The organism is Pontibacter indicus, from assembly GCF_900156345.1.
Classification (GTDB): Bacteria; Bacteroidota; Bacteroidia; order Cytophagales; family Hymenobacteraceae; genus Pontibacter; species Pontibacter indicus.
The window spans coordinates 1,942,088-1,968,562 of sequence record NZ_FTPP01000001.1; the positions used below are offsets into that span (position 1 = coordinate 1,942,088).

General features: G+C 50.1%; 23 protein-coding genes. 9 read left to right on the forward strand and 14 right to left on the reverse strand.

Translation table 11 applies throughout. The features are described 5' to 3' along the window. Positions 1-3: 3 nt before the first annotated feature. Both porU2 and B0B12_RS08345 read right to left on the reverse strand, forming a co-directional pair. Positions 4-5,061, reverse strand: a complete 5,058-nt coding sequence (porU2, locus tag B0B12_RS08340) for a putative type IX secretion system sortase PorU2 (protein ID WP_076667382.1) — start codon at positions 5,059-5,061, stop codon at positions 4-6. A 28-nt stretch (positions 5,062-5,089) separates the two neighbouring features. Next, a complete protein-coding gene (locus B0B12_RS08345) occupies positions 5,090-6,184 on the reverse strand; it encodes a putative type IX sorting system protein PorV2 (protein ID WP_076667384.1) in 1,095 nt (364 codons plus the stop codon). Between the two features lie 284 nt (positions 6,185-6,468). On the opposite strand from B0B12_RS08345, the gene B0B12_RS08350 reads away from it, so the two are divergent. Both B0B12_RS08350 and B0B12_RS08355 read left to right on the forward strand, forming a co-directional pair. After that, the gene (locus tag B0B12_RS08350) at positions 6,469-6,813 is read left to right on the forward strand and encodes a PadR family transcriptional regulator (protein WP_076667388.1); all 345 of its coding nucleotides are present in this window, start codon (positions 6,469-6,471) and stop codon (positions 6,811-6,813) included. Beyond that, positions 6,810-9,335, forward strand: coding sequence for a GIN domain-containing protein (locus B0B12_RS08355; protein ID WP_076667390.1), 2,526 nt, complete (start codon positions 6,810-6,812; stop codon positions 9,333-9,335). The genes B0B12_RS08350 and B0B12_RS08355 overlap by 4 nt, the downstream gene beginning before the upstream one ends. Before the next feature lie 121 nt (positions 9,336-9,456). Here B0B12_RS08355 and B0B12_RS08360 read toward each other — a convergent pair whose 3' ends face one another. From B0B12_RS08360 to mce, 3 genes are all read right to left on the reverse strand, one after another. Next, on the reverse strand, positions 9,457-10,884 hold the full coding sequence (locus tag B0B12_RS08360) for a CCA tRNA nucleotidyltransferase (RefSeq protein ID WP_076667393.1): 1,428 nt from the start codon (positions 10,882-10,884) through the stop codon (positions 9,457-9,459). Between the two features lie 155 nt (positions 10,885-11,039). Then, positions 11,040-11,612, reverse strand: a complete 573-nt coding sequence (locus B0B12_RS08365; RefSeq protein ID WP_076667396.1) for an L-threonylcarbamoyladenylate synthase — start codon at positions 11,610-11,612, stop codon at positions 11,040-11,042. A gap of 97 nt (positions 11,613-11,709) precedes the next feature. Then, positions 11,710-12,111: a methylmalonyl-CoA epimerase gene (gene mce / locus B0B12_RS08370; RefSeq protein ID WP_076667823.1), complete on the reverse strand. Its 402-nt coding sequence runs from the start codon at positions 12,109-12,111 to the stop codon at positions 11,710-11,712. A 116-nt stretch (positions 12,112-12,227) separates the two neighbouring features. Here mce and B0B12_RS08375 point away from each other — a divergent pair, with 116 nt between their 5' ends. From B0B12_RS08375 to B0B12_RS08390, 4 genes are all read left to right on the forward strand, one after another. Further along, positions 12,228-13,442: an IscS subfamily cysteine desulfurase gene (locus B0B12_RS08375; protein WP_076667398.1), complete on the forward strand. Its 1,215-nt coding sequence runs from the start codon at positions 12,228-12,230 to the stop codon at positions 13,440-13,442. Between the two features lie 103 nt (positions 13,443-13,545). Then, entirely contained in the window at positions 13,546-13,959 is a 414-nt protein-coding gene (gene iscU / locus B0B12_RS08380) for a Fe-S cluster assembly scaffold IscU (RefSeq protein WP_076667401.1), read from the forward strand. A gap of 15 nt (positions 13,960-13,974) precedes the next feature. Next, positions 13,975-14,382 (forward strand): hypothetical protein, encoded by a 408-nt coding sequence (locus tag B0B12_RS08385; protein ID WP_076667404.1) that lies wholly within the window; start codon positions 13,975-13,977, stop codon positions 14,380-14,382. Positions 14,383-14,395: 13 nt separating this feature from the next. After that, the gene (locus B0B12_RS08390; protein WP_076667406.1) at positions 14,396-14,722 is read left to right on the forward strand and encodes a HesB/IscA family protein; all 327 of its coding nucleotides are present in this window, start codon (positions 14,396-14,398) and stop codon (positions 14,720-14,722) included. Between the two features lie 107 nt (positions 14,723-14,829). Here the strand turns inward: B0B12_RS08390 and B0B12_RS08395 are convergent, their stop codons facing one another. The 9 genes from B0B12_RS08395 to murI form a co-directional block, all read right to left on the reverse strand. Then, positions 14,830-16,137, reverse strand: a complete 1,308-nt coding sequence (locus B0B12_RS08395; RefSeq protein ID WP_076667408.1) for a phage tail protein — start codon at positions 16,135-16,137, stop codon at positions 14,830-14,832. Positions 16,138-16,423: 286 nt separating this feature from the next. Beyond that, positions 16,424-16,738 carry an NADH-quinone oxidoreductase subunit NuoK gene (gene nuoK, locus B0B12_RS08400; RefSeq protein WP_076667411.1) on the reverse strand — a complete coding sequence of 105 codons (315 nt, stop codon included), beginning with the start codon at positions 16,736-16,738 and terminating at the stop codon, positions 16,424-16,426. Continuing rightward, on the reverse strand, positions 16,738-17,250 hold the full coding sequence (locus B0B12_RS08405) for an NADH-quinone oxidoreductase subunit J family protein (RefSeq protein ID WP_076667413.1): 513 nt from the start codon (positions 17,248-17,250) through the stop codon (positions 16,738-16,740). The genes nuoK and B0B12_RS08405 overlap by 1 nt, the downstream gene beginning before the upstream one ends. Positions 17,251-17,358: 108 nt before the next feature. Further along, positions 17,359-17,964 (reverse strand): NuoI/complex I 23 kDa subunit family protein, encoded by a 606-nt coding sequence (locus B0B12_RS08410; protein WP_076667416.1) that lies wholly within the window; start codon positions 17,962-17,964, stop codon positions 17,359-17,361. 184 nt (positions 17,965-18,148) lie between these two features. After that, positions 18,149-19,252, reverse strand: coding sequence for a complex I subunit 1/NuoH family protein (locus B0B12_RS08415; RefSeq protein WP_076667419.1), 1,104 nt, complete (start codon positions 19,250-19,252; stop codon positions 18,149-18,151). 78 nt (positions 19,253-19,330) lie between these two features. After that, entirely contained in the window at positions 19,331-20,089 is a 759-nt protein-coding gene (gene map / locus B0B12_RS08420) for a type I methionyl aminopeptidase (RefSeq protein WP_076667422.1), read from the reverse strand. A 20-nt stretch (positions 20,090-20,109) separates the two neighbouring features. Next, complete coding sequence (locus B0B12_RS08425) at positions 20,110-21,297, reverse strand: glutathionylspermidine synthase family protein (RefSeq protein WP_076667424.1); 1,188 nt, start codon at positions 21,295-21,297, stop codon at positions 20,110-20,112. A gap of 161 nt (positions 21,298-21,458) precedes the next feature. After that, a complete protein-coding gene (locus tag B0B12_RS08430) occupies positions 21,459-22,010 on the reverse strand; it encodes a Cj0371 family chemotaxis-regulating polar lipoprotein (RefSeq protein WP_076667427.1) in 552 nt (183 codons plus the stop codon). A 337-nt stretch (positions 22,011-22,347) separates the two neighbouring features. Then, on the reverse strand, positions 22,348-23,163 hold the full coding sequence (murI, locus tag B0B12_RS08435; RefSeq protein WP_076667430.1) for a glutamate racemase: 816 nt from the start codon (positions 23,161-23,163) through the stop codon (positions 22,348-22,350). A 308-nt stretch (positions 23,164-23,471) separates the two neighbouring features. Between murI and B0B12_RS08440 the strand changes: the two genes are divergently transcribed. From B0B12_RS08440 to B0B12_RS08450, 3 genes are all read left to right on the forward strand, one after another. After that, the gene (locus tag B0B12_RS08440; protein ID WP_083704111.1) at positions 23,472-23,999 is read left to right on the forward strand and encodes an RDD family protein; all 528 of its coding nucleotides are present in this window, start codon (positions 23,472-23,474) and stop codon (positions 23,997-23,999) included. A gap of 84 nt (positions 24,000-24,083) precedes the next feature. Beyond that, positions 24,084-24,476 carry an SPW repeat domain-containing protein gene (locus B0B12_RS08445; RefSeq protein WP_244554640.1) on the forward strand — a complete coding sequence of 131 codons (393 nt, stop codon included), beginning with the start codon at positions 24,084-24,086 and terminating at the stop codon, positions 24,474-24,476. Between the two features lie 97 nt (positions 24,477-24,573). Beyond that, entirely contained in the window at positions 24,574-26,445 is a 1,872-nt protein-coding gene (locus B0B12_RS08450; RefSeq protein ID WP_076667433.1) for an ABC-F family ATP-binding cassette domain-containing protein, read from the forward strand. The last annotated feature ends 30 nt before the right edge of the window (positions 26,446-26,475 follow it).

Below are 26,475 nucleotides of genomic sequence, written 5' to 3' on the forward strand. Positions count from 1 at the left end.
GGCTTACCGCAGGATGTAAACCTTGCCATACCCGTTCACAAAGCCCTTGTCACCCTTCTTCCAGATATGCTTCATCTCCTCTGTATCTTTCGGCATTACTACACGGTAGAGGTACACCCCGTTAGCTAGCTTGTCGCCATACATATCGGTACCATCCCAAGCATACTCCGTTTTATTATTGCCAATACGGATCGGACCGATCTCCTCCCGCATAATCTCCTTTACAATCTTGCCCGTCACGGTCATGATCTGGATTTTAAAATCATTTGGAATTACGCCACCGGTTAGCGTAAAAATGAACTGCGTCTTGGTAGAGAAAGGATTTGGGTACGGGTAAAAGTTCGTGATCTTAGACTCGTTCTCTACTTCAAAGTTGATTTTGTATGAAGAATTACCAGAGGCTTTTCCTGTCGCATCTTTGCCCTTTACTTCCAAGGTATAGATGCCATTCTCCAGACGTTCTGGCTTGTACTCGAAACGGAAATCATTTTTTTCGTCTGCCGGGAAAACACGAAGCTCACTCGGCTTTGCAGATTCTCTAACATCAACTGAGACATTGGTTGCATTATTAGTTAAGTAGACTTCCATTGCATCAGCATTTTCTAAATAGACATGTTTGTTTTCGTCTTTCATGGTAATGCTGATGAGAGGACTTGGCGCCACTAGTTCTCCATCCATAATATGTACGCCGTCAAAAGCCACATCCATAATCGGGTGTAACTTCGATTTTACCCCAAAGTTCACTTCATAGATGTTGTTCTGGTACTGCTGTTCCGGCTGCAACTGCGGGTTCACGTACATGCTCAGCTTATAATTCCCATCTAGGTCGAGCGTTGGCATCGTATAATTGAACGTGGCTGTTTTATTTCCTTCTAGTGCCTCGATTTTAAATTGAGACACACGGGGCTCTATACCTTCACCGGTAAGTGTTACCTCCACTGTTATCGAATCACGGAATGCATAAGGTGTCACATTTTGGAATGCCATCGGCATTTCTATCCTGCCGCGGTTTGCTTGCTGTCCCACTATTTCATCACTTACTTCTACCAAGTCAGGCCTTATTACCCCTTCTGGGGCTGCCTGATAATATACCAGCCATTGTTTCAGTTGCGGTACTGTTTGGTTTTCTGTATCCGATAATTCTGCCTGCAACTGCAGATGCGGGTACCTTGCGGCATCTATCTGGCTTAAGTCAAAGGATTTGGTCGTTACCGCATCATTCAGTAACTCACGATTTCCGTCAATTCCAATTCCAAACAGCTTCAGTAGATAGCTGTCATTGCCTGCCTTATAACGCTCAATGTTGTGGTGCAGGGTGCCCCACTTCAATGCAGGACCGATTAAGGTGGAGGTGATGGAACCTTGGATGCTGAAAGTATTAATGGTAGCTCGTAAAGCAATTTCTTGAGAAGTAGGTAAAATTTCATCCGAAAGATTAGGGCCTAATTCTTGTATGCTACCAGGTTCAGCACCTTTATGACCGACAAAGGCAAACGGGTAACCTGTCTTTAATTCATCAATTAAGCTTGAACCGACACTTCTAAACGCCGCTTTCAGTTCGGGTGTAAATAATTCAAACGGCACTTGATTAACACTAACTCCCGCCACATAATAGCCTGCAGGAATGTTTGTCAGAAATCGCTGTAAGTTTGCCCGTATAGTTGGGTTATTTAAGTCTCCAAATTGATATATGTTTGGTATAATAGAGCACGGATTGAATCCCGGCACCCTTGACTTGTTTAAGTTCTTATCATCAAAAACGATGAAGAACATGCGTGGAACAGCTGAAGTGCGATAGTTACCGCAAGCTGGGTCCAACTCTGCGATTCCATTATTGACAATAGTGTGAATCGGATAGGTAAATCTTTTATCTCCTCCAATAGTCCTTATCTCAATATTTTTATAAAGTTCGCTGAAGTTCCAGGTTTGTTCTTTATCCTTGATTTCAACTCCACTTTTCTTAGCTGACTTAAACTGCCCCGCATGGCTTTGCGACCATCCCCCTTGGCTATCTTTTACATACCTGAATGAACTATTGACCCAGACTGTATCTTCGGACTCAGCAAAGGAGGCAAAGCGTGCTCTCCAGTAAAATACTGTACTATCCGTATTAGTGTTTTGAATTGGAAGTGAAACCTCCCATGCGGGCAGAGTGCCTGCCTGAACTTGCTTAAACTGTTTTAACCCAGAGTTAAATTTATGTGTCGTGTCAATTTCAAAGTAAACTCCTTTAGGTTCGGCCCTGAGCTGAGTAGACTGAACAACCAGATTCACCTTGGGCGAATTTATAATTGCAAACTCCATCGGAGCGAGCAAGGAAATACCTGAACTGGGAAAAAAATGATTTAATATCAAGGTATTGTTGCCTTCATTTATTTCATCAATATTCGACGGACTATCTAAAATTACTTCAATCCTGTTCATGCCCGCTGCAACAAATGTGAACTCTTTATTGGACAGAGGAAGCGTTAATTGCTCTCTGTACAATATTGGCTTCACTTTTATAATGACAGGAGCTAACTGCGTGTTATCAGGTAATGTTCGCTTTACAGTTACAGACACAGAATCTGTTATAGCTTTACCAAGATTTATTGCATTGACAGTCAGTACAAGATTTTCTGTTGCTGCAATAGCCACATTCCCGTCAGCATCTCTTAAACTATAGTTATTGTTCTCGAAAGCATAATCTGGCTTGGCAGGGGAGTAGAATTTAAATGCAGGGTCTCCTTGCAATACCATCTGGGTCATTGTAGCGACATGCTCCCCTCGGTGATAAGCTGAACTTGTAGAATAATAGCGCTTAATTACTTCTTGCTGAATCTCTCCGATCGTGCGTCCCCAAAAAGCATTATCAGCAAAAGCCACTTGATAAACCCTACTGGAGAACTCATTTAGAGGTCCATCAGCTGCAATGTAGGTCTGAGCCATATAAGAGAGGGCTCCCTTTTCAGGTGTTAATATCCAGTCCTCGCCAAATGACCTGAAATTATAAATGAAAGCATCACCATTGTAACAGCCATTCATTAATACAGCTGGATACTTACCCTTATTTTTATATCCGTGAATGCTTTCGGATACATACCCAATATCAATTTCAGATGTATTCACACCTGAGTGCCCAAAAAATGTCATTAAAGAAAGTCCAGCATTTACCTCTTCAGAAACATTAAGTCTGGTAATTGCTTCACTTACTTCTTGACGGAACATTTCAAGTACGTTTGCTCCAAAGAAAGGCCCCTTAGCTATATTCTTATAGTTTGTTAACCAATTTTTAAATAGGCTGATTTGAGCACTGGTTGCCCCTCCTCCCAGATGCATCATATTCTTACGCCAGGCCAAGCCTTCCGGAAGTGCTTCATTTTCCTTCATTTTATTCAAATAGGAAATGATGTCTTCAGGCGTCGTGGCAGGCAGTCGGCCAGTGGGCACACGGGGTTCATACCGATTGTTCCTAAAATCGGCGGTAAAGAAAACATCAGATGATGGTATCATCCCCGTCGGCACCAGGTCATATTCATACACTTTGGGGTGACGGTCTCCAATATGGTAAAAACTCCACTTATTATTATGCACCGCTCTGTAATCATCCCAGGCATATTTCATCCCCTTCCCGATTATAAACAAATGTTTCTCGCGGCTGGCAGTGAGCATGTATGACATGAACTTGCGCACCGCATTCGACGAATACTCACCATAATGAAATTGGTCAACCACTTGGTCTACATGCACTAACAACGTATCGTAACCACCACCAGCTGCCGATGCCCGATAAGCTGCATATTCTACTGGGGCAGGCCTTGATGCTCCCACAGGTTTCATAAGGCGTTTGTTGGTCAGTATAATGTAATTATGTGCATCTGCACTGATATTTCTGAAGCGCAACGTCTCTGCATTCCCAGATGCTTTAAAAGAACGACTTGTATTGGCTAATAATATCTTGTGCGTTCTGTTTTCTGTAGGCACTGCAAAACCTTTCGCTTGTCCGCTCATGTGTCCTACTATGCGCACAGGGTTAGCGGGGTCTGTAATGTCATAAGCCACAGTAGTCTCGTTGGCACCATTAAACAAAAAGTAGGGAGTAGAAGCACGTGTAGAGTCAGTATAAAACACTAAGGCATTACTGACAAACGTGTTCTTGCGAGCAAAAGTAACAGCTACATAAGACAGTGATACATCGTTTGATGGAGTGGCATCTGGCTGTGTCTGTACTCTGAAAAGCCCGTTCGCAGACAAATCACTGTATTCTAAGCCCCCGGATATCTTCTGATAGCCATACCCTTCTATTTTGAAACGGGTTAACGTCCTGGCCGCGCCCACAGGCGGCACAGCATTTAAGTTGCCTTCGTGCATATTGGCATTCACGCCGAAAACTACCGCCTCAAATCTGGGCTTCGGCCCTGTTGGCTCAGCGTTTATTAAGCCAGACACATCATAGTTCTTAGCAACTCTTGCATGAACTGACATATATCCCTCGCCTTCGTCCATCCAGGAAAGTAAGGATTTAGGCGTTCCGTGTTGCTGACCATAGTGATACCTGTCCACAAAAAACTGAGTGGCTTTATGCAAGTGATACGGCTCCGGCGTTTTCCCCGCCGGTGAAGGATTGACCTCCTGCATACGCTTTCCTCCGGTAGGATTCACTGTCAGGAAGTAGGCGGCAGTATCTGTATATAAACTGTAAAGCTGATGTGGCTGATGGGCCGGATTCTTATACAGATCCTGGTCCAGGCGGCCGTCGTTGCGCTCGCCGTAGAATTCGATGAAGTCCTCCCTATCCAGACGACCATCTGCTTCGCCGGCCACGTGAATGGCGACTTCCTTGCCCCTTCTGAAGAGCTGGAAGTGCTGTGGGTTGGTTCCGGCTAGGCCTAAACTATCCAGGAAGCCGTAGCTGAGGCGGTGGAGGCCTGTGTTGACCACCTTGAGCTTGTAGTAGGTTTTGCTGTAGTCGATCCACTCGTTGCCGTAGGGCGTGGGCGATTGGGCCTGGACCGTTGCCTGCAGACCGAATGCCAGCACGCTAACGAACAAAAACTGTAGGAAGAGTCTATGTATTTTCATCGGCTGTAAAACTTAAAACCGTATGTTGCTAATTGAAAGAATACCCTAAGGAAATGATAATGGAGTAAAGCCCTGCCGCGTTGGCCGTGTTCCCATCGCGTCCGTTGATGCGCGACATGGCCAGGTCGATGTTCAATCCATTATTCTGAAAGCCAACACCGAAGTTTGGCTGCACTTTGGAGGACATCCCTCCGTCAAAATTCCGGAATTGCTGGTAATTGTTCAGGCCGCCGCGCACAAACACGGTCTGGGCATAGGCCAGCTCCATCCCCACATGCGGGTCTACAGAGGCAAAATCAGATTTGAGGAGCACATTGCGTCGACCGTCGAAAGTAAAGTCCACGTCGGTGGCCAGAATGCCTGTTATTTTATCGGAAAAGGTGAAGTTCTTGGCGGCTCCCAGCACCAGACGCGGCAGGGTGAGCTCTGCTGTGCTTTCGGGCAGGTCGTTGCCGGTTTGCTGGTAAGTCTCCTCCAGCGCCTCCACATTATGCGTCCAGGCAGTGAAGGTGGTGGTCACGTCTTTGGCCATTACGCCGAACTGCCAGGTGCCGCGGCGCAGTTGGGCGCCTGCATCGAAACCGAATCCCCAGGCATTGGCAAACTCGCCTACGTTACGGTAAATGATCTTCGCATTCACCCCTAGTGTAAGGCCTTCAATTAGATTGCTCTTGCGGGCATAGGAAAGCAGCATCGCGTAATCGGCCACGGAGAAGAAGCGGATGCTGTCGTACTGGATGTAGCCGTACTCGTTCTGCAGGCGGCGGGTATCCACGATGTCGTCTACGCCGAGGCGGATGACTGAAACGGCCAGCGCGCTGCTCGAGTCGATGGGCATGGCAAAGCTACCGAAGTCATTTTTGGCGATGCCCGCAAATAGTTCGGAGTGCATCAAGGCGATGTTATACCTGTTGCGAAGCTGCACCAAACCGGCCGGGTTCCAGAAGCCAGCCGTGGCATCGTCGGCTATGGCTACCTGCACGTTGCCCATGCCGAGCGCCCGGGCTCCCACGCCAATGTTCAAGAACTCGTTGCTGTACTTCGGCGTGGACACCTGCGCCACGGCAGCCCCACTCACAATACACAGCACGGCAATAAGTAGAGAAAGGGTAAATCTGTTCATAGGCACAGGTATACTGTCACTTCAGGGGTCTTAAAAAGAAATATGTCCGCTCGGTTAAAAAAATATTTACCGCTCTCCTGGCAGGGCAATTTGCCTCCTAACACTTCAGAAACTGAATTAGTTGACTTTCTGCGACATTTTTTCGCATCCAAAAATAATCATTTTTATCCACAATAAGGTGCTGCATAAACCCTTTCAAAAAAGTTTCGTAATTATTTTTACACAGTACCTTGCGTCACATAGTACCTTTTATTAACTTTGCTTCAACATTAAACGGAATCATCATGAAAGTAGAAAACACACAAGTGCAGATGCGGAAGGGAATTCTGGAATTCTGCATCCTGGAGATTATCGCTCGTGGTGAGGTATATGCGTCCGATATGTTGGAGGAGCTGACAGCTGCCAAGATGATAGTAGTGGAGGGAACCCTTTATCCTCTCCTTACTCGCCTCAAGAATGCGGGGCTTCTCGACTACAGTTGGGTCGAATCTACCTCCGGGCCTCCCCGCAAGTATTACAAACTGACCGAAACCGGAAGCACCTTTCTGGAACAGCTCCGGGAAACATGGGGCGAACTGGTAGCTTCCACTGAATTCATCATGCAAAACAAGAAAGCGCAGCAATCATGAAAAAGAACATAAACATCAACCTGCAAGGCATCATCTTCCACATCGAGGAGGATGGGTATGAGCAACTGGGCCGCTATCTTTCCTCTATCCGCAACTACTTCTCGAGCTATGAAGGGCACGAGGAGATCGTAGCTGACATTGAGGCGCGTATAGCGGAGATTTTTTCAATGCGCCTCTCTCCGGGCAAACAGGTAATCACACTGGAAGATGTGCAGGACCTGGTAGCGCAGATGGGTGAAGTAACTGATTTCGAGATCCTCGAGCCGATGGAGGTGGAAATGCCGCACGCCAGACAGGCCTACAGCACCGGCGCTCCTGAGCCTGGGTTCGCCGAGGCCGGTAGTGGTGCCGCAGCCGCAGCCGCTGCAACGGCAGCCCGACCAAGACGCCTGTACCGCGACGTGAGCCGCAAAGTGGTAAGCGGTGTGTCGGCAGGTATAGCCAACTACCTGAACGTGGACCCGGTGTGGATTCGCCTGATCTTCGTGTTCCTGGTGATCGGTACGCCGATAACAGAGGGCATCTCAGGTTCTTTCGGCCTGGTCCTCTACATCATCCTTTGGATTGCGCTGCCAGTAAACTATACCTTGCCTGAAATCACGGTGAAAAAGCTATTCCGTGACCCGGACGACAAGAAACTGGCGGGTGTGGCAAGTGGCATCGCCAAGTATTTCGGGGTAGATGTGGCCGTTGTGCGCATTCTGTTCCTGGCCCTGATCTTCGCGGGTGGTTTCGGTATACTGGCCTATATCATCCTCTGGGTAGCGGTCCCGGAGGCGGCCAGCCTGACAGAACGTATGCAAATGCAGGGCAACCCGGTTACGCTGGCCAGTATTGAGCACACGCTCAAGGAAAACCTGAACATGAAAGACCAGAACGGCGAGGAAAGCACTGCCGCTAAGGTACTGCTGCTGCCTTTTCGCATCATCTCGCAGATAATTAACTGGCTGGGTCGTGCCCTGGGTCCTATCCTGGGCGTGCTGGTGACACTGATACGAGTAGCTGCCGGCGTTACCCTGCTGGTCATTTCGCTCGGTCTTTCTGTAGCGCTTTTCACCTCCTTGTTTGTGTCCCTGGGCATTGTAGATGGCGATATGATAAGCATGGGTGATTTTCCGGCCTCCGTCCTTCTGGAGGGCTTTCCCCGGCTCGGACTGGTGGCTGGTTTTTTTGTAGGCCTTATCCCGATCCTGTTCCTGATCCTGCTTTCTATCGGGCTGTTGGCGAAGCGCTTCTTTATGCGTCCGCTGGTAGGCTGGTCTCTGTTCGGCATCTGGCTGATCAGCTTGTTCACCATGATCGCCTTTATCGCGGCGCACGCTGATAACTTCCGTCGCTCCGGCGAAGTGATGAACACCCAGTCATTCCCGGTGGGGCCATACCCTACCATTACGCTGGATGGGTATAACACGAACTCGTCTTTTGAAAACCGCATCTATTTTGATGTACAAGGTCACACTGGTTCCGATGTGCAAGTGCAGCAACGCCTGCAGGCCAAAGGCAAAACCGAAGCCGAGGCGCAGCAAAACGCCCGCATGGTGACTTACCGCGTGGTTCAGACCGACTCTGTGCTCCGTTTCGACGACAGCTTTGAGTTTGCCTCGGGTGCGGCTTATCGCAGCCAGCGCATGGACGTGACGTTGATGATTCCGCAGGACAAACAACTGCGCCTCACCAGCAACTTCCTGCGCATGGTGCCTAGCAGTGCCTTTGAAGAAGAGTACAGCCGCGAAAAAACCCTGCGTAACCTCTGGCAGGTAAAGGGCAACCTGTTAAGCTGCATCACCTGCGCTTCTGATACGCTCGACGTAGCTGAAAGCGACTTTGCCTACGCTGCCGCTGCCACAATGGGCGCTGGCGGAAGCGTGCTGATGGATGAATCAGAGTATAGCTCTAACAAGAAGACCTATGAGTTCAGCAATTTCGATGCGATCACAGTCAACGGTGCTTACCATGTGCAAGTTACCCAAGGCAATGCCTACAGCCTAACCGCCAGTGGCGACGCAGACGACCTGGAGAAACTCAATATCAGCCAGAACCATGGTGAACTGGTAGTAGAGCACAAAGACAGAACCTTCAAGTTTTTCGACAAACAGGATCCGGTGCTGATTCAGATCACGGTTCCTGAGCTGCGCAGCCTCGATTTGAGTGGTGCTGTGAAAGCCGATATCGGGCATATCAAGACAGACAACCTCACCCTTGCCCTGACAGGAGCGACGAAGGCTTTCGTGGATGTGAACGTAAACAGGCTGAAGGCCGATATAACGGGCGCCTCGAAAAGCACATTCACCGGCCGTGCAGACTACCTTGACATGGATATTGCGGGTGCCAGCAAACTGGACGCCACCCGACTGGTAGCAAATACAGTTGAAGTGGAAGCTGCCGGTGCCTGTAACGTAGATGTGCACGCCACCAACACCCTGCGTGCCGATGCCGCTGGTGCCAGCAAGGTGCGCTATAGAGGCAACCCGGACAACGTGGTTACCGATGTGGCCGGCGCAAGCAAAGTGTCGCGCATGTAAGAAGTCTACAAAAAAGGGATAAGCCGCCTGGCTTATCCCTTCTCTATACCTTACTATACCTGCTCTTAGTACAAAATAAAACTATATACCCACTTACAGGTTTAATACCTGCTCAATTTGTTTAGTTGTTTGGTGAGTTTACCTGGCGAAGTCCCATCTCTTCTCCCTTGCTGAGGAGGAAAGCGAAGGCTTCGCCAAACTCGTTTTTAACAGTCCCCTCCAGTATCGCCTCCGTCAGCGCTTCCTTCAGCTCTCCTACCGTTTTGCTTGGCTTCAGGTCAAAAGTCTCCATGATGACCTCTCCTGTGATCACCGGCTGGAAGTTGCGCAGTTTGTCGCTTTCTTCTACCTCTACCAGGCGTTTCTCTACCTTGTCAAAGTTTTGCAGGTAGCGCTTCACCTTGTTGTCGTTTTTGGAGGTGATGTCGGCGCGGCAAAGCTTCATCAGCGCGTCAATGTCGTCACCGGCCTCGAACAGGAGCCTGCGGATAGCAGAATCGGTTACTGTATCCTTTACAAGGGCAATCGGGCGCAAGTGTAGGCGCACCAGTTTCTGCACGAACTTCATGTGCTCGTTCAACGGCAACTTCAGGTCCTTGAACAGCTTGGGCACCATGCGGGCACCGCGCTCCTCGTGGCCGTGGAAGGTCCAGCCCGCCTTTTCGTGATAGCGTTTGGTGTCGGGTTTGGCAATGTCATGCAAAATGGCTGACCAGCGCAGCCATAGGTCATCCGACACTTCCGCCACGTTGTCGAGAACCTGCAGGGTATGGTAGAAGTTGTCTTTATGCGAATTGCCCTTGATGGTCTCTACTCCTTGAAGTTCGGCCATCTTTGGGAAGATTAGCTGCAGCAGTCCCGAGGCGAATAGTAATTTGAAACCATAAGAGGGCTTCGGCGAGAGCACGATCTTGTTCAGCTCGTCGGTAATCCGCTCCTGCGACACGATCTTGATCCGATCTTTATTGTCGATAATGGCGTCAAAGGTTTCGGGGGCAATGTCGAAGTTGAGTTGGGAGGCGAAGCGGATGGCGCGCATCATGCGCAGCGGGTCATCGGAGAAAGTGATGCCCGGCTCCAGCGGCGTGCGGATGATCTTGCGCTTCATGTCCTTCAGTCCATCAAAGCGGTCGATCAGCTGGCCGTAGCTGTCCTTGTTCAGGCTTATACCTAAGGCGTTGATGGTGAAGTCGCGGCGTTTGAGGTCATCTTCGAGTGTTCCGGTTTCTACCTCGGGTTTGCGGGAATGCTCGCGGTAGGACTCCTTTCGGGCTCCTACAAACTCCACTTCCCAATCACCGGAGCGCAGCATGGCGGTGCCAAAGTTCTTGAAAACAGACACCTTCGGCTTGTGCGGCAACCTCTTCGACACGCGCTCAGCCAGTTCGATGCCATCGCCCACACACACTACGTCAATATCTTTAGATGACCGCTTCAGGGCCAGATCGCGCACAAAGCCCCCAATCACATAGGCATCTACACCCACCTCTTCGGCAGCGGCGGCCACAGTGTCAAAAATGGGGTGCTCCGGTAATTTTATTGTATCCATTCAAAAAAATCAAAACCTCAGGCGGTATAGGAACGCCTGAGGCACAAAAATAAAGAGATAAAATTTAAGCACGCGCCCAAAATTTTGCCTCAGCTCTAAAATACAGGTATAGCAGGTCTGCACCTATATCTATACCTATACCTATACCTTATGCCCTAATCCCGAATAACCGTCTGCCTGCCGCTTTCATCAAGCTTTATAATCCGCGATGGTCTTGACTCCACTTCTTCGTCCTGTCGCCACAGCGCCACGTAGTCTACCCGCTCCTTTATCGTTTCAGAGATTTCAGAGAAAGCTTTTGGGGAAGGCTCGCCGCTTACGTTGGCTGAGGTGGATACCAGCGGGCGGCCAATCTGTTGTATCAGCCGGTGACAGAACTCGTCTTTGGCAATGCGCATGCCGATGCTGCCGTCCTCTGCGATCAGCTCTTTGGGCAGGTTTTTGGCACCCGACAGCACAAAGGTCGTCGGCCGTTCCTGCGACTCGGCTAGCTTTTCAAAGCCTTCGGGTACGTTCTCAATGTAGCGGCGCAGCATCTCCACATCACTCACCAACACGATCATCGACTTGGACTCTTCCCGCTCTTTGATCTTGAAAATCTTCTTCACGGCCTCTGCATTCTCAGCATCGCAGCCGATCCCCCATACCGTGTCAGTCGGGTATAGGATTACGTTGCCTACCAGCAATTCTTCCTCCGCCGCCTGTACCTCTTTCACCAGGTTTTTCATGATTATAATTGTTAATTGTTGGTTGTTAATTGTTGATTCTCCTCTTGTGATTGATCCAAAATAATGGGGAAATCAATCAGCAATTAACAATCAACAATTATCGAATCTCCTGCGTCAGTTCTACCAGCACGCCGTTGGCGCTTTTTGGGTGCACGAAGCACACCAGCTTGTTGTCGGCACCTTTCTTGGGCGTTTCGTTCAGCAGCGTAAAGCCCTCTCCTTTCAGTCGCTCCATCTCAGCCAGAATATCCTCTACCTCAAAGGCGATGTGGTGTATACCTTCGCCGCGCTTTTCGATGAACTTGCTGATGGCGCTATCGGGCGTGGTGCCTTCCAGCAGCTCGATCTTGGTGCCGCCCACCTTGAAGAAGGAGGTGTTCACCGCCTCCGATTCCACGAACTCTGTCTTATAGGGCTCTACGCCCAGCAGCTTAAAATAGAGGGCGTTTGCCTCACTAAAATTCTTAACTGCTATACCTATATGTTCTACGTTTACCATTTTCAATTTGTAATTAGTCTAAGTAAGCTTTTTTTGCTAAATTTGCAGGGATTCAAAACTAATAATTTCTTCCATCTGTTTATAAAACAGTACAACGAGAGATAAAAAATAGTGATATGCTAACATTTCCGATATACTTAGACAACAACGCCACTACGCCGCTCGATCCGCGCGTGCTGGAGGCTATGATGCCATACTTCACAGGTAAGTTTGGTAACGCTGCTTCCCGCAACCACGCTTTTGGCTGGCACGCTGAGGAGGCTGTTGACTATGCACGTGAGCAGATTGCCTCACTTATCAACTGCTCTCCAAAAGAGATCATCTTTACTTCCGGCGCAACTGAATCAGACAACCTGGCCATCAAAGGTGTGTTTGAGATGTATGCCTCAAAAGGAAACCATATTATTACGGCCACTACCGAGCACAAAGCAGTGCTTGATACGTGTAAGCACATCGAGAAGATCGGTGGCAAAGTAACGTACCTGCCGGTTAATGCGGAAGGTTTGATCGACCTGAAGCAACTGGAAGAAGCCATCACTGACAAGACCATCCTGATCTCCATCATGTATGGTAACAACGAAGTGGGCGTGATCCAGCCGATCCGCGAGATCTCCGCCATTGCCAAGAAGCGCGGCATCCTGTTCTTCACAGATGCTACCCAGGCGGTGGGCAAGATTCCGGTAGACGTAGAAGCTGACGGCATCGACCTGATGGCCTTCTCTGGCCACAAAATGTACGGCCCCAAAGGTGTTGGTGCATTGTATGTGCGTCGCAAAAACCCACGCGTGAAAGTAACTGCCCAGATGGACGGTGGCGGACACGAGCGCGGCATGCGTTCCGGCACGCTGAACGTTCCAGGTATTGTAGGCCTTGGTAAGGCTTGCGAGATTGCCAAGCAGGACATGGAAAAAGACACAGCCCGCCTTTCAGCAATGCGCGACAGACTCGAGAAAGAGCTTTTGACAATCGAGGAGTCTTATGTGAATGGTTCGCGTGAGCACCGTCTGCCGCATGTAACCAACATTTCCTTTAAGTATGTAGAAGGTGAAGGCCTGATGATGGGTGTGAAGGACATTGCCGTTTCTTCCGGCTCTGCCTGTACCTCCGCTTCATTGGAACCTTCTTATGTGCTAAAAGCATTAGGCTTGAGCGATGACCTGGCGCACTCTTCGCTGCGTTTCGGCCTGAGCCGCTTCACAACAGACGAAGAAGTAGATTACGCCATCTCACACGTGAAAGAAGCAGTTGCCAAGCTTCGTGAAATGTCTCCGCTTTGGGAGATGTTCAAAGAAGGCATCGACCTGAACTCCATTGAGTGGGCAGAACATTAAGATTTTAATTAGTAATGTATAATGAGTAATGAATAATTAAACTTCTGTATTACTCATTATACATTAATCATTAGTCATTATTAACTAGTAATTATAAACAGCTATGGCTTATTCAGATAAAGTAATCGACCATTATAATAACCCACGCAACGTTGGTACGCTTGACAAGGCAAAGAACAACGTGGGTACTGGCCTGGTAGGTGCGCCTGAGTGCGGTGACGTAATGCGCCTTCAGATTGAAGTAGACGAGAACCAGGTGATCACGGACGCGAAGTTCAAGACCTTCGGTTGTGGTTCTGCTATCGCTTCTTCTTCTCTGGCTACCGAGTGGTTGAAGGGTAAGACAGTTGACGAGGCCCTGGCCATCGACAACATGGACATCGTGGAAGAGCTGGCATTGCCGCCTGTGAAGATCCACTGCTCCGTACTGGCTGAGGACGCGATTAAGTCTGCCATCAACGACTACAGAGTAAAGAACGGCCTTCCTGCGCTGGAGATGGCTAAGTCTCACCACTAAGAACCAGACTCGCGAATGGAGTCAACGACCGAGGTGCATGTAGAAAGTGCACGCATTCAAAAGCAGATTGAGAACCACTTGGGACTGAGCGGTGACAGTCTGCTTTTCGAATTCAGAAAGCTGGACAACAAAGTGCGTCTGGACCTGATTACGGTAAACCCGCGCCACCATCAGTCTTTCCTGTTTCATACCGAAATAGGATATGACAGAGTGGACACGCTCCGTAAAATGTGGGACTACGTGCAGAGTTATAAGGAAAAGGAAAGCCCTTATACCGTGCAGTGGATGGCCCGCGGAGACAAGGAACTAAACACTTCCTACTTCAGGGCCCGCAATATGTATGAGGCGTTGGACAAGCTCTACTTCGGCCGTGACATGAACACAATCACGGTGTTCAGTGTTGTATTGAATCCGGTATCTTAAAGAAAGAATTGTTATGATAACAGTATCAGATAAGGCAAAAGACAAAGTATTGAAACTGAAGCAGGACGCTCAGCTTGACGATACGTTTCGCCTACGTGCATCTGTAGCTGGAGGCGGTTGTTCTGGTCTCTCCTACAACCTCGACTTCGACGATGAAGTGAAGCCGATGGATCAGGAGTTTGAAGACAAAGGCATTAAGGTGGTGGTGGATATGAAGAGCTTCCTATACCTGGCCGGCACCGAACTTGACTTCTCGGACGGTTTGAACGGTAAGGGTTTCTTTTTCAACAACCCGAATGCCTCCCGTACCTGCGGTTGCGGCGACAGCTTCTCCGTTTAAAGATAACAGCAGCTTATACAGAGCAGAAGAGCCCGTTACATATGTAGCGGGCTCTTCTGCTATTATACCTTTTACCTTTGGCAGGTATAGCTATGCCTCAGGTATAGCTATTTCTTCAGGAATCGTAAGGTCTGCTTCTCTCCTACTTCATTCGAGAGTACTAAGGTATAGTTGCCATGTCCGAGGCGGCTTACATCCAGCGCATGCGTATAGCCTTTTAAGTTTTGACGCAACACCACCCGTCCCATTTTGTCATACACAGCTGCGTTGTAAGCCATGTGAGCGAATGGTAACTCTACTTTCAACTCTTGCTGAGCGAGCGTCGGATATACAGACGCTAACTTGGCATGTTGATTCGTAACTGCCACAACCTGGTAGTAGGTATACGTAAGGTCCTCGTCAACTTGCTTTAGTCGGTAATAGGAAGTTCCTAGTAGGGGTTCGTTGTCGTGGAAGGTATAGTTTGTAGTTAGGCTAGTGGTACCTTTGGCGTTCACAATACCTATGGTGGTAAAGTTTTTGGCATCTGCACTACGCTCAATCTCAAAATGCTTGCTGTCTAATTCTGAGGCTGTCGTCCAGTTCAGTTCGATTGCTTTGCCAGTTGTTCGGGCATTAAACTTGGTCAGCTCAACTGGAAGTGCCACGTAATCAGGTTCGAAATTCCATGTTACTTTGACATCGTCGATCGCTAATCCATGGTCTTGTTCAAGTTCGTCTGGATCATACCAACGCAGCATCACATAGTATCCATCAGGTATAGCTTCGGGCAAGGTATAGGTGAATTCTTTTCGGTGTTGAGGCGCGTTACCGTCGTAGTGTCCGGCCGTAGTTTTGTTAACAGGGCTATTAAATTGAAGGGATGGGACTATAGTCCAGCCTGGTGTATTGAGTTTTACTGTCCGATTGAAGGAGGACGGGTACTCAGCAATAGCGTATGTAAACAACAGACGCTGCACATCTGTATTTCTACTCCCGACTCGCCACTGTTCGGCAGCGAAGGCAATGTCAAGCGCTGTGATTGTTCTGCCAGAGGTATTGTGCAGCAATAAGTTATAGGTAAACTCACCGGGTACATCTGCAGTTATACCACCTAATGCTCTATCTATCGAATTTGTATGTCCATAACTGTAAAGACCACCCGTATTAGATGAGCCGTTATTAATGTTGATAGTAGTCCCAGGCTTTGACCGATGTACTGTCCAACCATCTGGTATAAATGCTTCTACACCAAGCTGAACCGTGACTACAGAAGAACTGGTAGTAGTGGGTAATGTATTAAAATCCTGCGTGTAAGTTGTCACAAACCGCCCCATTTCAATTGCCTGCCCGTTCGCAGGTATAACTAAGATTGTTGCGCACCATAGCAACCCCAATGCCGCTACTTGTGCGGCATGAGTAAAAATCCCCCTCATGTTAATGGCTAAAAGTAAAGTTGTAAATTCCTATAGTAAGACTACTTTATTATAAAATATTTACACTAACTCTTAACCGTATACCGAAAGTTCAAAAAGGATTTAAAAATATTTGGAAAGTACAAACAATGTTTAAACAACAGAAATAGATAGGCATCATACTGACTAATCAGCTGATAAATCACTAATGGCAGAGTTTGGAGTTAGATTGGAAGAGGAGAAGATATAGTGTTCTGAGCACTGAAGACTGCTAGGACGGCATGCGACAACAAGATGGGAAATGCTTTTACCCCTCCTTACTTACTATCTGATTCAGATTAGCCGTTTTGAAATGCTGGTACACCCTGAGTACAATGGCCAGTGCCACAGCAGCCTCAGCAGCGGCAACAAGTATGACGAAAAGCGAAAATAGCTGCCCTTGTATCAGTTGCGGATCGTGGCGACTGAAGGCGACCAGGTTAAGATTGGCGGCGTTGAAGATCAACTCTATACCCATCAGCACGACCACGGCATGGCGCTTGGTAATGACTGCCAGTATGCCGATCGTGAACAGGGCGGCGCTCAATAGCAGGATATGTTCTAAGGAAACCTGAGTCAGCATTATACCTTCTGTTTATCGGTGGCGATGTAGGCGGCTCCCATAAGCGCAATTAGTAGCAGCAAAGAGGCTATTTCGAAAGGCAGCACAAAGTCAGTCATCAGTTTGACACCTATCAGCTGCACGGTGCTCTTCTGACCAGCCAGCACATCGGTACCGGCCTGTTGAATCCAGGGTAGAGAACTGAAGCCTGCTTGCCAGATCGTATAGCTTAAGCCAATGAGGGTGAGCAGCGAAATGGTGATGCCCCAGCCTACATTCGTATTTTCTGACATCACAGACTTATCGTGCACCCGGCTGCTCAGCATGATCCCGAACAGAATCAGCACCAGCACACCGCCTATGTATACCATCAACTGTGTGACGGCCACAAAATCAGCGAAGAGCAGTACGTATATGGCAGCTACACTTAGCAAAGTGAGGAGCAGCGAGAAACCGGCGTAAAGCAGATTTCGCGTCAGCACCATGTAGGCTCCCGAGAGTACGGCAATAGCAGCGAAGATGTAAAAAAGCATTTCCTGAATTCTCGCTTATAGTTAAAACTACGTCGGTTGAAAGTGAACTGTCAATTAATGACCAATCAAGTAGCTACTGTTTATTTAACAATGTAGCAATTCAACAATCTATTGTTGCTTCCTTGCCGCCAGGGCTGCTGCTTTGGCAGCGGCCATTTCCTCCTGTTGTTTGGCCAGCAGCTGTTTCTTCTCATCGGCCTGCTCCGGCGTCAGGTCTGTGAAGTGGTAGATCATGTTTTTGATATCCACTTCAGCAAAATCGTACACGGGCGTCATGGTCAGGCAGTCGGTTGGGCAGACGGTGGTGCAGAGGCCGCAGTAGCAGCACTTGGCCATGTCGATGTCGAATACAGGCGCGTAAAGGCGCTTTTTGGTGCCGTCGGAAGTCATGCCAATGTCTTCGGTCGCCTTCACTGACTCGATGGTGATGCAGTTCACCGGGCAGATTTTGGCGCAGAGGTCACACACAATGCAATCGTCGATTTCGTTGTGCAGCCGGTAGCGGCCGTTTTCCGGAACAGGTATAGCCTCATACGGATACGTTAGCGTTACCAGACCCTCAGGCTGCTTGAAGTAGTCACCGTCCATCACCGGCACTGGGGCACGTCTTTTATCTGCATTCCGGAAATGCCGCCAGGTCAGCCACAAGCCACTCAGCAGCGACTTGGTCACTTCCCAAAAACCAGTTTTATGTGTTACGGACGATCTTTCCATACCTTGTTAAATGGGCTCAGCTGAATTCAGGCCTCCCCAGGAAATTAATACGATCTATACTTGGGCTGTCGAAGCGAGATCAACATCTACTCAATAACAGCTCGATCCCTTGAACCCAAACTCTCTAAACCGAAAACTCTTAATTACTATACGATCCTAATCCTAAACTCTCCAACTCCTACACTTATACCATCAGCAGCCGCCAGATTCCTGCCAGCAGCACAAGGCCTAATGCTACAGGTGTGAGCACTTTCCAGCAGAGGTGCATCAGTTGGTCTACGCGCAGGCGCGGATAGGTCCAGCGGATCTGCAGTTGCAGAAACAGCAGCACAAAAGTTTTGCTCAATAGCCAGAAGCTGCCCCACAGAATGCCGGACAGCTCTCCTATCGTGCCGGTTGTCCAGTTGGCAAATTTCAGCGTGGTCAGGTTTGGCAGTGGCGTGTTCCAACTTCCCAGAAACAGGATTACAGCCACCAGGCTCACCAGCACCATCATGCTGTACTCTGCCAGAAACAAGATAGCGAACCGGAAACCCGAGTACTCCACATGAAAACCCGCTACCAGTTCCGACTCGGCTTCCGGTATATCAAACGGCGCCCGGTTGCTCTCGGCCAGCGATGCGATGAAATAGATCACAAAAGCGACCAGCAGAAGTGGTGCGCGGAAGATATTCCAGGTCGTAATTCCGCCGATGTTCGTGGTGTTTATACCCAGGGCCTCGATGCCGAAAAGCCAGTTCGTTTCAAACTCAAGCCCGGGGAAGCGATTCAGCAGAACACCTTGCTGGTAGCTGATCTCCTGAAAGTCAAGCGACTGGCAGATCATCACAACAGAAAGGATGGCCAGGCCGGCCGGTATTTCATAGGAAACAATCTGGGCCACAGAGCGCATGGCGCCCAGCATCGCGTACTTGTTGTTAGAGCCCCAGCCCGCCATCAACAAGCCCACCACATCCAGCGAGATGATGGCAAGCAGGTAAAACACGCCAATGCCGATGCCGGCAGGTATAAGATCCGGGGTAAAAGGTATAACAGCAAAGCCCGCGAAAACGGCGGCAAAGATGAGAATAGGTGCCAGCTTGAACAGCTTCTTATCAGCGGCGGCCGGCACAATGTCTTCTTTCTGCAACAGCTTGAGCACGTCCAGCACTGATTGCAACGAGCCGTACGGACCGGCCTCGGTTGGCCCCATGCGGTCCTGCATAAAGGCTGCCACTTTGCGCTCTGCATACGCCAGCACGATGACGATCCCCAGCAAAAGCATAAGTGTCAGCAGAAAGGCGAGCATAAGAGGTCAGGGTTTAAAAGACGGGCAAAGGTAGTTCTTAATGCGCTAATCTGCTAATAGGTATAGCACATGGCTTTTTCAAATACCATTGGCGGCTGTCAGGATGATCGGTTCTCCGTCCGTGATCAGGATAGTGTGTTCGTGCTGTGCCACGAAAGCCCCCGGATCGGCCAGGAGTGTCCAGCCGTCTTCCTGCTCCTGCACATAGTTTCCTTTCGTGGAGATGAAGGTTTCTACTGCCACCACGGTGTTTTTGCGGAACCTCCGGGTCTCGTGTTTGTCATAGAAACACGGGATTTCGTGGGGCTCTTCGTGCAGGCTGCGTCCCACCCCATGGCCGACAAGATTTTTGATCACTTTGAAGCCATTTTTCTTTGCTTCCGTCTCGATGATGCGCCCGATTTCAGCAATCTTCTTTCCGCCTTTTATTTCCCTCAGGGCTTTGTGCAGTGCCATAACAGATGTTTCAACCAGCTTATTCAGGCCTTGGATATCCTCACCCAATATAAAAGAGCCGCCGTTGTCCGCATAATAGCCGTTGAGTTCGGCCGACACATCAATATTCACCAGATCGCCTTCCTTCAGCACAGTCTTGTCAGAAGGTATACCGTGGGCCGCTTCGTTGTTGACGCTGATGCAGGTATAGCCGGGAAAATCATAGGTGATCTTCGGTGCCGATTGCGCGTTGTAGGACTGCAAAATGCTGTAGCCAAATTCGTCCAGTTCCTTTGTGGTCATACCTGGCCGGGCGTGCTCGCGCATTTGTTTGAGGGTGAACGCCACGGCTTCACTCACTTTTTTCATCCCCTCCAGATCCTCTGCTGAGTCTATTGACATAGCTATACCTTTTATAAATTTTACCCTTCCACCAAGTGCGGCACAAACTGCGACAAGTTGGTGATAATGCCTTTTTCGCGGCGAAAACCGATGGCTGCCCCCTCGCCTGACCAGAATACGCCGGCTTGGTACTGGTAGCCTTTGCTATCCTCGGGCAGTTCGCACCAGCGCTGGTACACCTGCTGCTGCTGATCGTATTCGCCGCGCACTTTTGTCACGTGCCCACGGTCCACCACTTCTACACTCTGCCCCTCGCGACCGAAGTAGGGCTTCTTGATGTATTTCCCCGTCAGCGGCTCGATATCGGCCTCCAGCAAAAGCGGGTGGTACGGGAACGCTTTCCAAAGCCAGGCCAGCATCCCTTTGCTTTGAAACAACAAGGTATAGGCAGGGTTGGCAATCGTGACGGTGCGGGAGCGGGCAAGCAAGGTCAGGGTTTTCAGAAGCTCGGGCTCTTCCCAGGCAATCTGCTCCCAGGGCAGGAGTTTGAAGAAGAACGGGAACTGGCGCCACTGGCCCGCCTCTACCTGCGCCCACACGCCTTTCTCCTCGCCTTCCGATGTAAAGGTCACGTCCTCGATCGGGCACAGATGCGCCTCGAAACCGGCCTCGTTAGCAGCCTGGGTGATCACAGAGCAGTTGGCTTCGTCCTCGGCACTTGCTCCGAGGTAAGTGACCAGCAAAGCGGGCGCCAGGTCCGCGTTGCGCTCGCGCCATACCCTGAGTTGCTCTACCAGGGCTTCGTACAGACCGGAGTACTGTAGCGCGTCATTCTTCCCGGCAGCAGCCAGGCTGGCCCATTGCACCACCGCCGTTTCAGGTATAGACGTAGCCGTATCGGCATTAAACTCCAGCAATTTGGGTCCGTCCGGCGTCATGGCCAGGTCAAAACGTCCGTACAGGTGCACCTGCCGCTCGTCGTTCCAGGACAGGCGCACCAGTTGCCACAGGTTTTCAGGTATACCCAACACGTTGAGGAAAGCGTCCGGAAGATCTTTCGGGATGGCTTGCTCCATCATGGTGTAGAGCGAACTGGCGGCATCAAGCAACTCTTCGGCCTCGTCTTCGGTGATCACTACTGCCTCGCCGGGCACGTAATTGGCGCAACCGTCTTCCACGCACCACTCCCAGCCCAGTCCGCGCACGGCCTTCTCTACATCGCCTGTGTGGGGTTTTATCTGTATGCTCGTCTTCTGGTTTTCTAACATGAAATGCTTTGATCTAAAAGAATGAATCGCAAAGGTAGACATCAGCAAAAGCACAGCGGCTCCTGCTGACGCCTTCGACAAGGTATAACCCTGTCAGTGGTACAAAGCTATACCTGAGCTATACCTGTAAGGAAAGTAAATCCCTGCCTGTTTTGGATTGACTAGGCTCCCGCTCCGCTGCTGCGTCCGCGGAAGTAGCCGCTCTGGCCCGTGCGTGGTGCCGTAGCCTGCTGACGATACGTCTGCACGTTCTGGCGCCAGGCCGCCGTATTGTTCATCACGCCGGGGTTGGCGTAGTAAGCAGGCCTCGGTGACATCATGCGACCGGCCATGTAGCCCATGGCACTCCACCACAGTACATTACTCAAACCGAAACCGCCCTGATTGAGCTGCTGCTGGTTGCTGGCCAGGTCGCGCATCTGGTTTTCGAGCGCCAGGCCCTGCAGCGTGTCGACACGGCCGTCGTTGTACTTCAGGATGGCCATGCTGTGGCCGGGCGCCGTGGTGCGCTCGTCGGTGATCTTCCACTCGTCCGGCGCTTCTTCGGTCAGTTCTGTTATCACACCGTCTGGTGCCGGAACTTCTGTGCCTGCGGTTCTCTCGTCAGTTTGCTGCGTGTTCGGATCGCAGCTGGTCAAGCCCATGGTAGCAGCAGCCGCCACGATAAAGGCGTTGCGCTTAAAATCCCCGATGGTCAAATATCGCTTTTTCATAAGTCTTTTCGGTTGCAGTTTAAAGGTACGCTTTTTTACGGGATTTTGGCAGGTATGGGGCTTCAGATTGCCGGCCGAATGGCTGAAAGGTTAAATTGTTGGATGGTTAAATTTTTTCATGATAGGTGTACGGTCGGCCTGCCCCTCCGAGGAGCGTTTTTCCTGCACGGGTCGAATAGGTGTACAGTTTACACGATTACCGGTGCACGTTTGGACAGGTCGCGACCTGCGCCTACCAAGGGAAAGGCCATGCTGCGTAGCACCACGACGTTATACTACAACGTCGTCACCAACTTTCTAACTTTATACCTTTCTAACTTCCAAACCCTCAAAATTCCTACTCCCATAGCGGATAATGCTCCAAGTGTACTTTTCGCTTGAAGAAGATGCGGGTGCTTTCTTCGAACGAGCGGGTGAAATCCGACACATAAAAGGCATGGTCGCCCTGCAGCTCAGCAGACAGCAGGTTGTTGGCTTCCAGGAACGTGCGCACGTGCTTTGCCACGATCTGGCTGGCGTCCAGCACATCCACTCTGCCCTGGTAGTAGTTCTCGATCTGTTTCTTGATAAGCGGATAGTGCGTGCAGCCCAGGATCAGAGCCTCTATACCTTGCAGCTCCGGCGCCGACAGGTAGGCGTGGATCACATTCTCAGAGATGGAGTCATTGAAAAAGCCCTCCTCGATCATGGCGGCGAGCAGTGGCGTGGCATGCGACCTCAAGGTGATATCGAGATCCAGCTCGTCCACTTTTTTAAGGTATACGTTCGAGTTGACAGTCTGCTTGGTACCGATAAGTCCGATGGTCTTGCCCGCGTAGGTTTTGCCGATGTGCTCCACCACAGGGTCTATCACATTGAGCACGCGCGCCTTGCTGCCCACGTACTCCTTCACAAGTTCGTAGGCCGCTGCCGAGGCCGAGTTACAGGCAATCAGAATCACTTTGCAGTGCTGGCGAAGCAACAGATCACAGATTTTAACAGCATAGGCCTGTATGGCGGCAGTTGACTTGTCGCCGTAGGGTAAATGGGCTGTGTCGCCAAAGTATACCAGCCGTTCCTGCGGCAGCTCCTTTACAATTGCCTGGGCAACGGTGAGTCCACCAATACCACTATCAAAAACCCCGATCGGGGATGTATTTTTCTTGTCTCCCATACGGCGCTAAGTTAGGCGAAAGCAGGCAAAATAAGATGTTCACCATCATTTTAAGATCATTCACTTATTATCTGTTTCCAGATGGATTTTTCAGGCTTATAATTGAGTTAGGATTCAGATTAAGAACTCAAAAAAATATTAAATATTATTTTTACAATATATTTTGTAATTAAATTTTACCTTCTTATATTTAACTACTTCATTTGAAGAATATTGCTGATTTTCAGGCAGCAGCTGTATTTGACACTACGTTGGCTTTATCAACAGAGCGGGTAAAGCAGATTCATCCACCTCCTAGCACGGCCCTTATGTCTACAGCTATCACAAACTCCGCATTCATCATGTCGCCCGCTTCACCGGTGGTGAAACGCGCTCCCCTGTATGGTGGTTTTATCAGCCGCTTCGTGGCGTTCCTCATCGATACGACCATCCTCGTGTTCTGGTATTCGATCATACTATACTCCATGGCCGAGTATTCGCTGCAATTCAACACCTGGAAGCAGGTCGTGTACGACGGCGGCATCAGCATGCTGGAGTTTGAAGCGGTTATGCAGCTGTTCTTCTATAGCCTTTACTTTCCGGTGCTGCACTGGCTGTACTATACCTTGCTGGAAGCCTCGCCCAAGCAGGCCACCATCGGCAAGTTTACCCTGGGTCTGAAGGTGACGGATCTGCGTGGCAAGCGCATTTCTTTTCTGCAGTCGAATGTGCGCTACTTCTCCCGCATCCTTTCAGCGCTGCCGTTGCTGCTGGGCTTTGTGCTCATCATATTCCAGCGCCGCCGGCAGGCCCTGCACGATTACGTGGCCCGCACTGTGGTGATGACGGACCAGTAAATTGCACTATTTTCCTGCTATATATCAAACACCCTCTATCCCAAAGCGTATACTATACCTTGTAAACCAAATAGAAAGGAGGTAATGATGCGTTTTATCCCAACCCGTTTTCACGGCATATTGGACTATGTATATGGTATTTTATTGATCGCAGCGCCCTGGCTCTTCGACTTTGCAGCCGGAGGTGCCGAGACGTGGGTACCTGTTGTGATCGGTGCGATGGTGCTTCTGCAGACAATCTTTACAGACTTTGAAGTGGGCCTGATAAGAAAAATCCCGATGCAGACCCACCTGATGCTCGACTTTGGTATAGGTGTCATTCTGGCGCTCTCGCCCTGGTTGTTTGGTTTTGCAGACCGCGTGTATTCGCCACACCTGATCTTCGGTATCTTTTCGATGCTGGCCGCTTTGACCACGCACCGTACACCAAGCAGAGCTTATAAAACCAACATGGTGCACGAAGAGCCTTTGAGATAATCCACATAAATCATGTGCCAAGGAACAGGCTGACCTCAACAGGTCGGCCTGTTTTATTTTGCCTCTTTCATAGCGCAGAAATGCCTAAATTTGCATTATGAATTTCCTATCCGCAGAAAATATATCCAAGAGCTTTGGCGATCGCTGGCTTTTCAAAAACCTGAATTTCGGCATCAGCCAGGGACAGCGCGTGGCGCTTGTGGGCGTGAACGGCTCCGGCAAAACCACCCTGCTCAATGTGCTGGCAGGCAAACTCCCTCCCGACGGAGGCAGTGTGAGCGTGCGCAAGGAGGTCACCATCGGTTTCCTTGGCCAGAACCCGGAGTTTGACGAAGAATTGACCGTGCAGCAAACCATTTTTGGCGGACAGGGCGATGTGCTCGACACCATTCGCGAGTACGAAGTGGCCATCTCCCACCCCGACACCAGCGCCGAGATGATGCAAAAACTGATGGAGCGCATGGACGAGCTGCAGGCCTGGGACTTCGAGATCAAAGTGAAGCAGATTCTCTCCAAACTGGGGATACACAACCTCGAGCAGCAGATCAAGCACCTTTCAGGCGGACAGCGCAAGCGCGTGGCCATGGCCCGCGTGCTCATCGAAGAGCCCAGCATGCTCATCCTCGACGAGCCCACCAACCACCTCGACTTGGATACTATTGAGTGGCTCGAAGGCATTCTCTCGACGCAGAACACCACGATCCTGATGGTGACCCACGACCGATACTTCCTCGACAAGGTGGCCAACGAGATTGCCGAACTCGACAACGGCGAACTCTATACCTACAAGGGCAACTACAGCTACTTTGTGGAGAAAAAAGCATCCCGCGAGGAGATGGCCGCCGCTGAAACCGAGAAGGCCCGCAACCTGATGCGCAAAGAACTTGATTGGATTCGCCGTCAGCCAAAGGCCCGTGGCACCAAAGCCAAGTACAGAGTGGACGCCTTTGAGGAACTGAAGGAGAAAGCCGCTAAGAAAACGGCAGGTCCGCAACTCGAGCTCTCCGTGAAAACAACGCGCCAGGGCGGCAAGATCATCGAAGTAGATCATATCTCGAAGTCATTTGGCAGCAAAAAGATTGTCGACGACTTCTCTTATGTGTTCAAGAAAAAAGACCGCATCGGTATTGTGGGGCCAAACGGGGCCGGCAAGTCTACCTTCCTGAACATGCTTACCGGCAAGCTGCAACCCGACAGCGGTACCATCGATCCCGGCCAGACCACTGTGTTCGGTTACTATACCCAGGATGAACTGGAGTACAAAGAAGACCAGCGCGTGATCGACATCGTGAAGGAGATTGCCGAGGTGGTGGAGATGGCCAATGGCGAGGTGATCACGGCGAGTCAGTTTTTACAGCACTTCCAGTTTGCGCCGCCACAGCAGTATACCTTCGTTAGCAAGCTGAGTGGGGGCGAGAAGCGACGACTGCAGCTACTGCGCGTGCTCATCAAAAACCCCAATTTCCTGATCCTCGACGAACCGACCAACGACCTCGACATCATCACACTCAACATACTGGAGGACTTCCTGCTCAACTTTGGCGGCTGCCTGCTGATGGTGTCGCACGACCGTTACTTCATGGACCGCCTGGTGGAGCATCTGTTTGTTTTTGAGGGCGAAGGCAAGATCCGCAATTTCCCGGGCAACTACACCGACTACCGCGAGTGGCTGAAGGAGCAGGAGAAAACCGTGCAGGAAACCAAGCCAGCCGCTCCTGTTGTAGAGAAGAAGCAGGAAAAGCCGGAAGGCAAGCGCAAACCGACCTACCAGGAGAAAAAGGAGTTTGAGGAACTGGAGAAGGAAATGCCAAAACTGGAGGCGCGCAAGGCCGAGCTGATCGAGACCATGAACGCCGGCACCACTACCGACCACGAGCAGCTCAACGCCTGGGCCAAAGAACTGGAGCAGTTAAGCGAGCAACTGGAGGAAAAAGAAATGCGCTGGCTCGAACTTTCTGAGATCATGTAAGCCACGCAGCCGCTATACCTTGCAATCGCC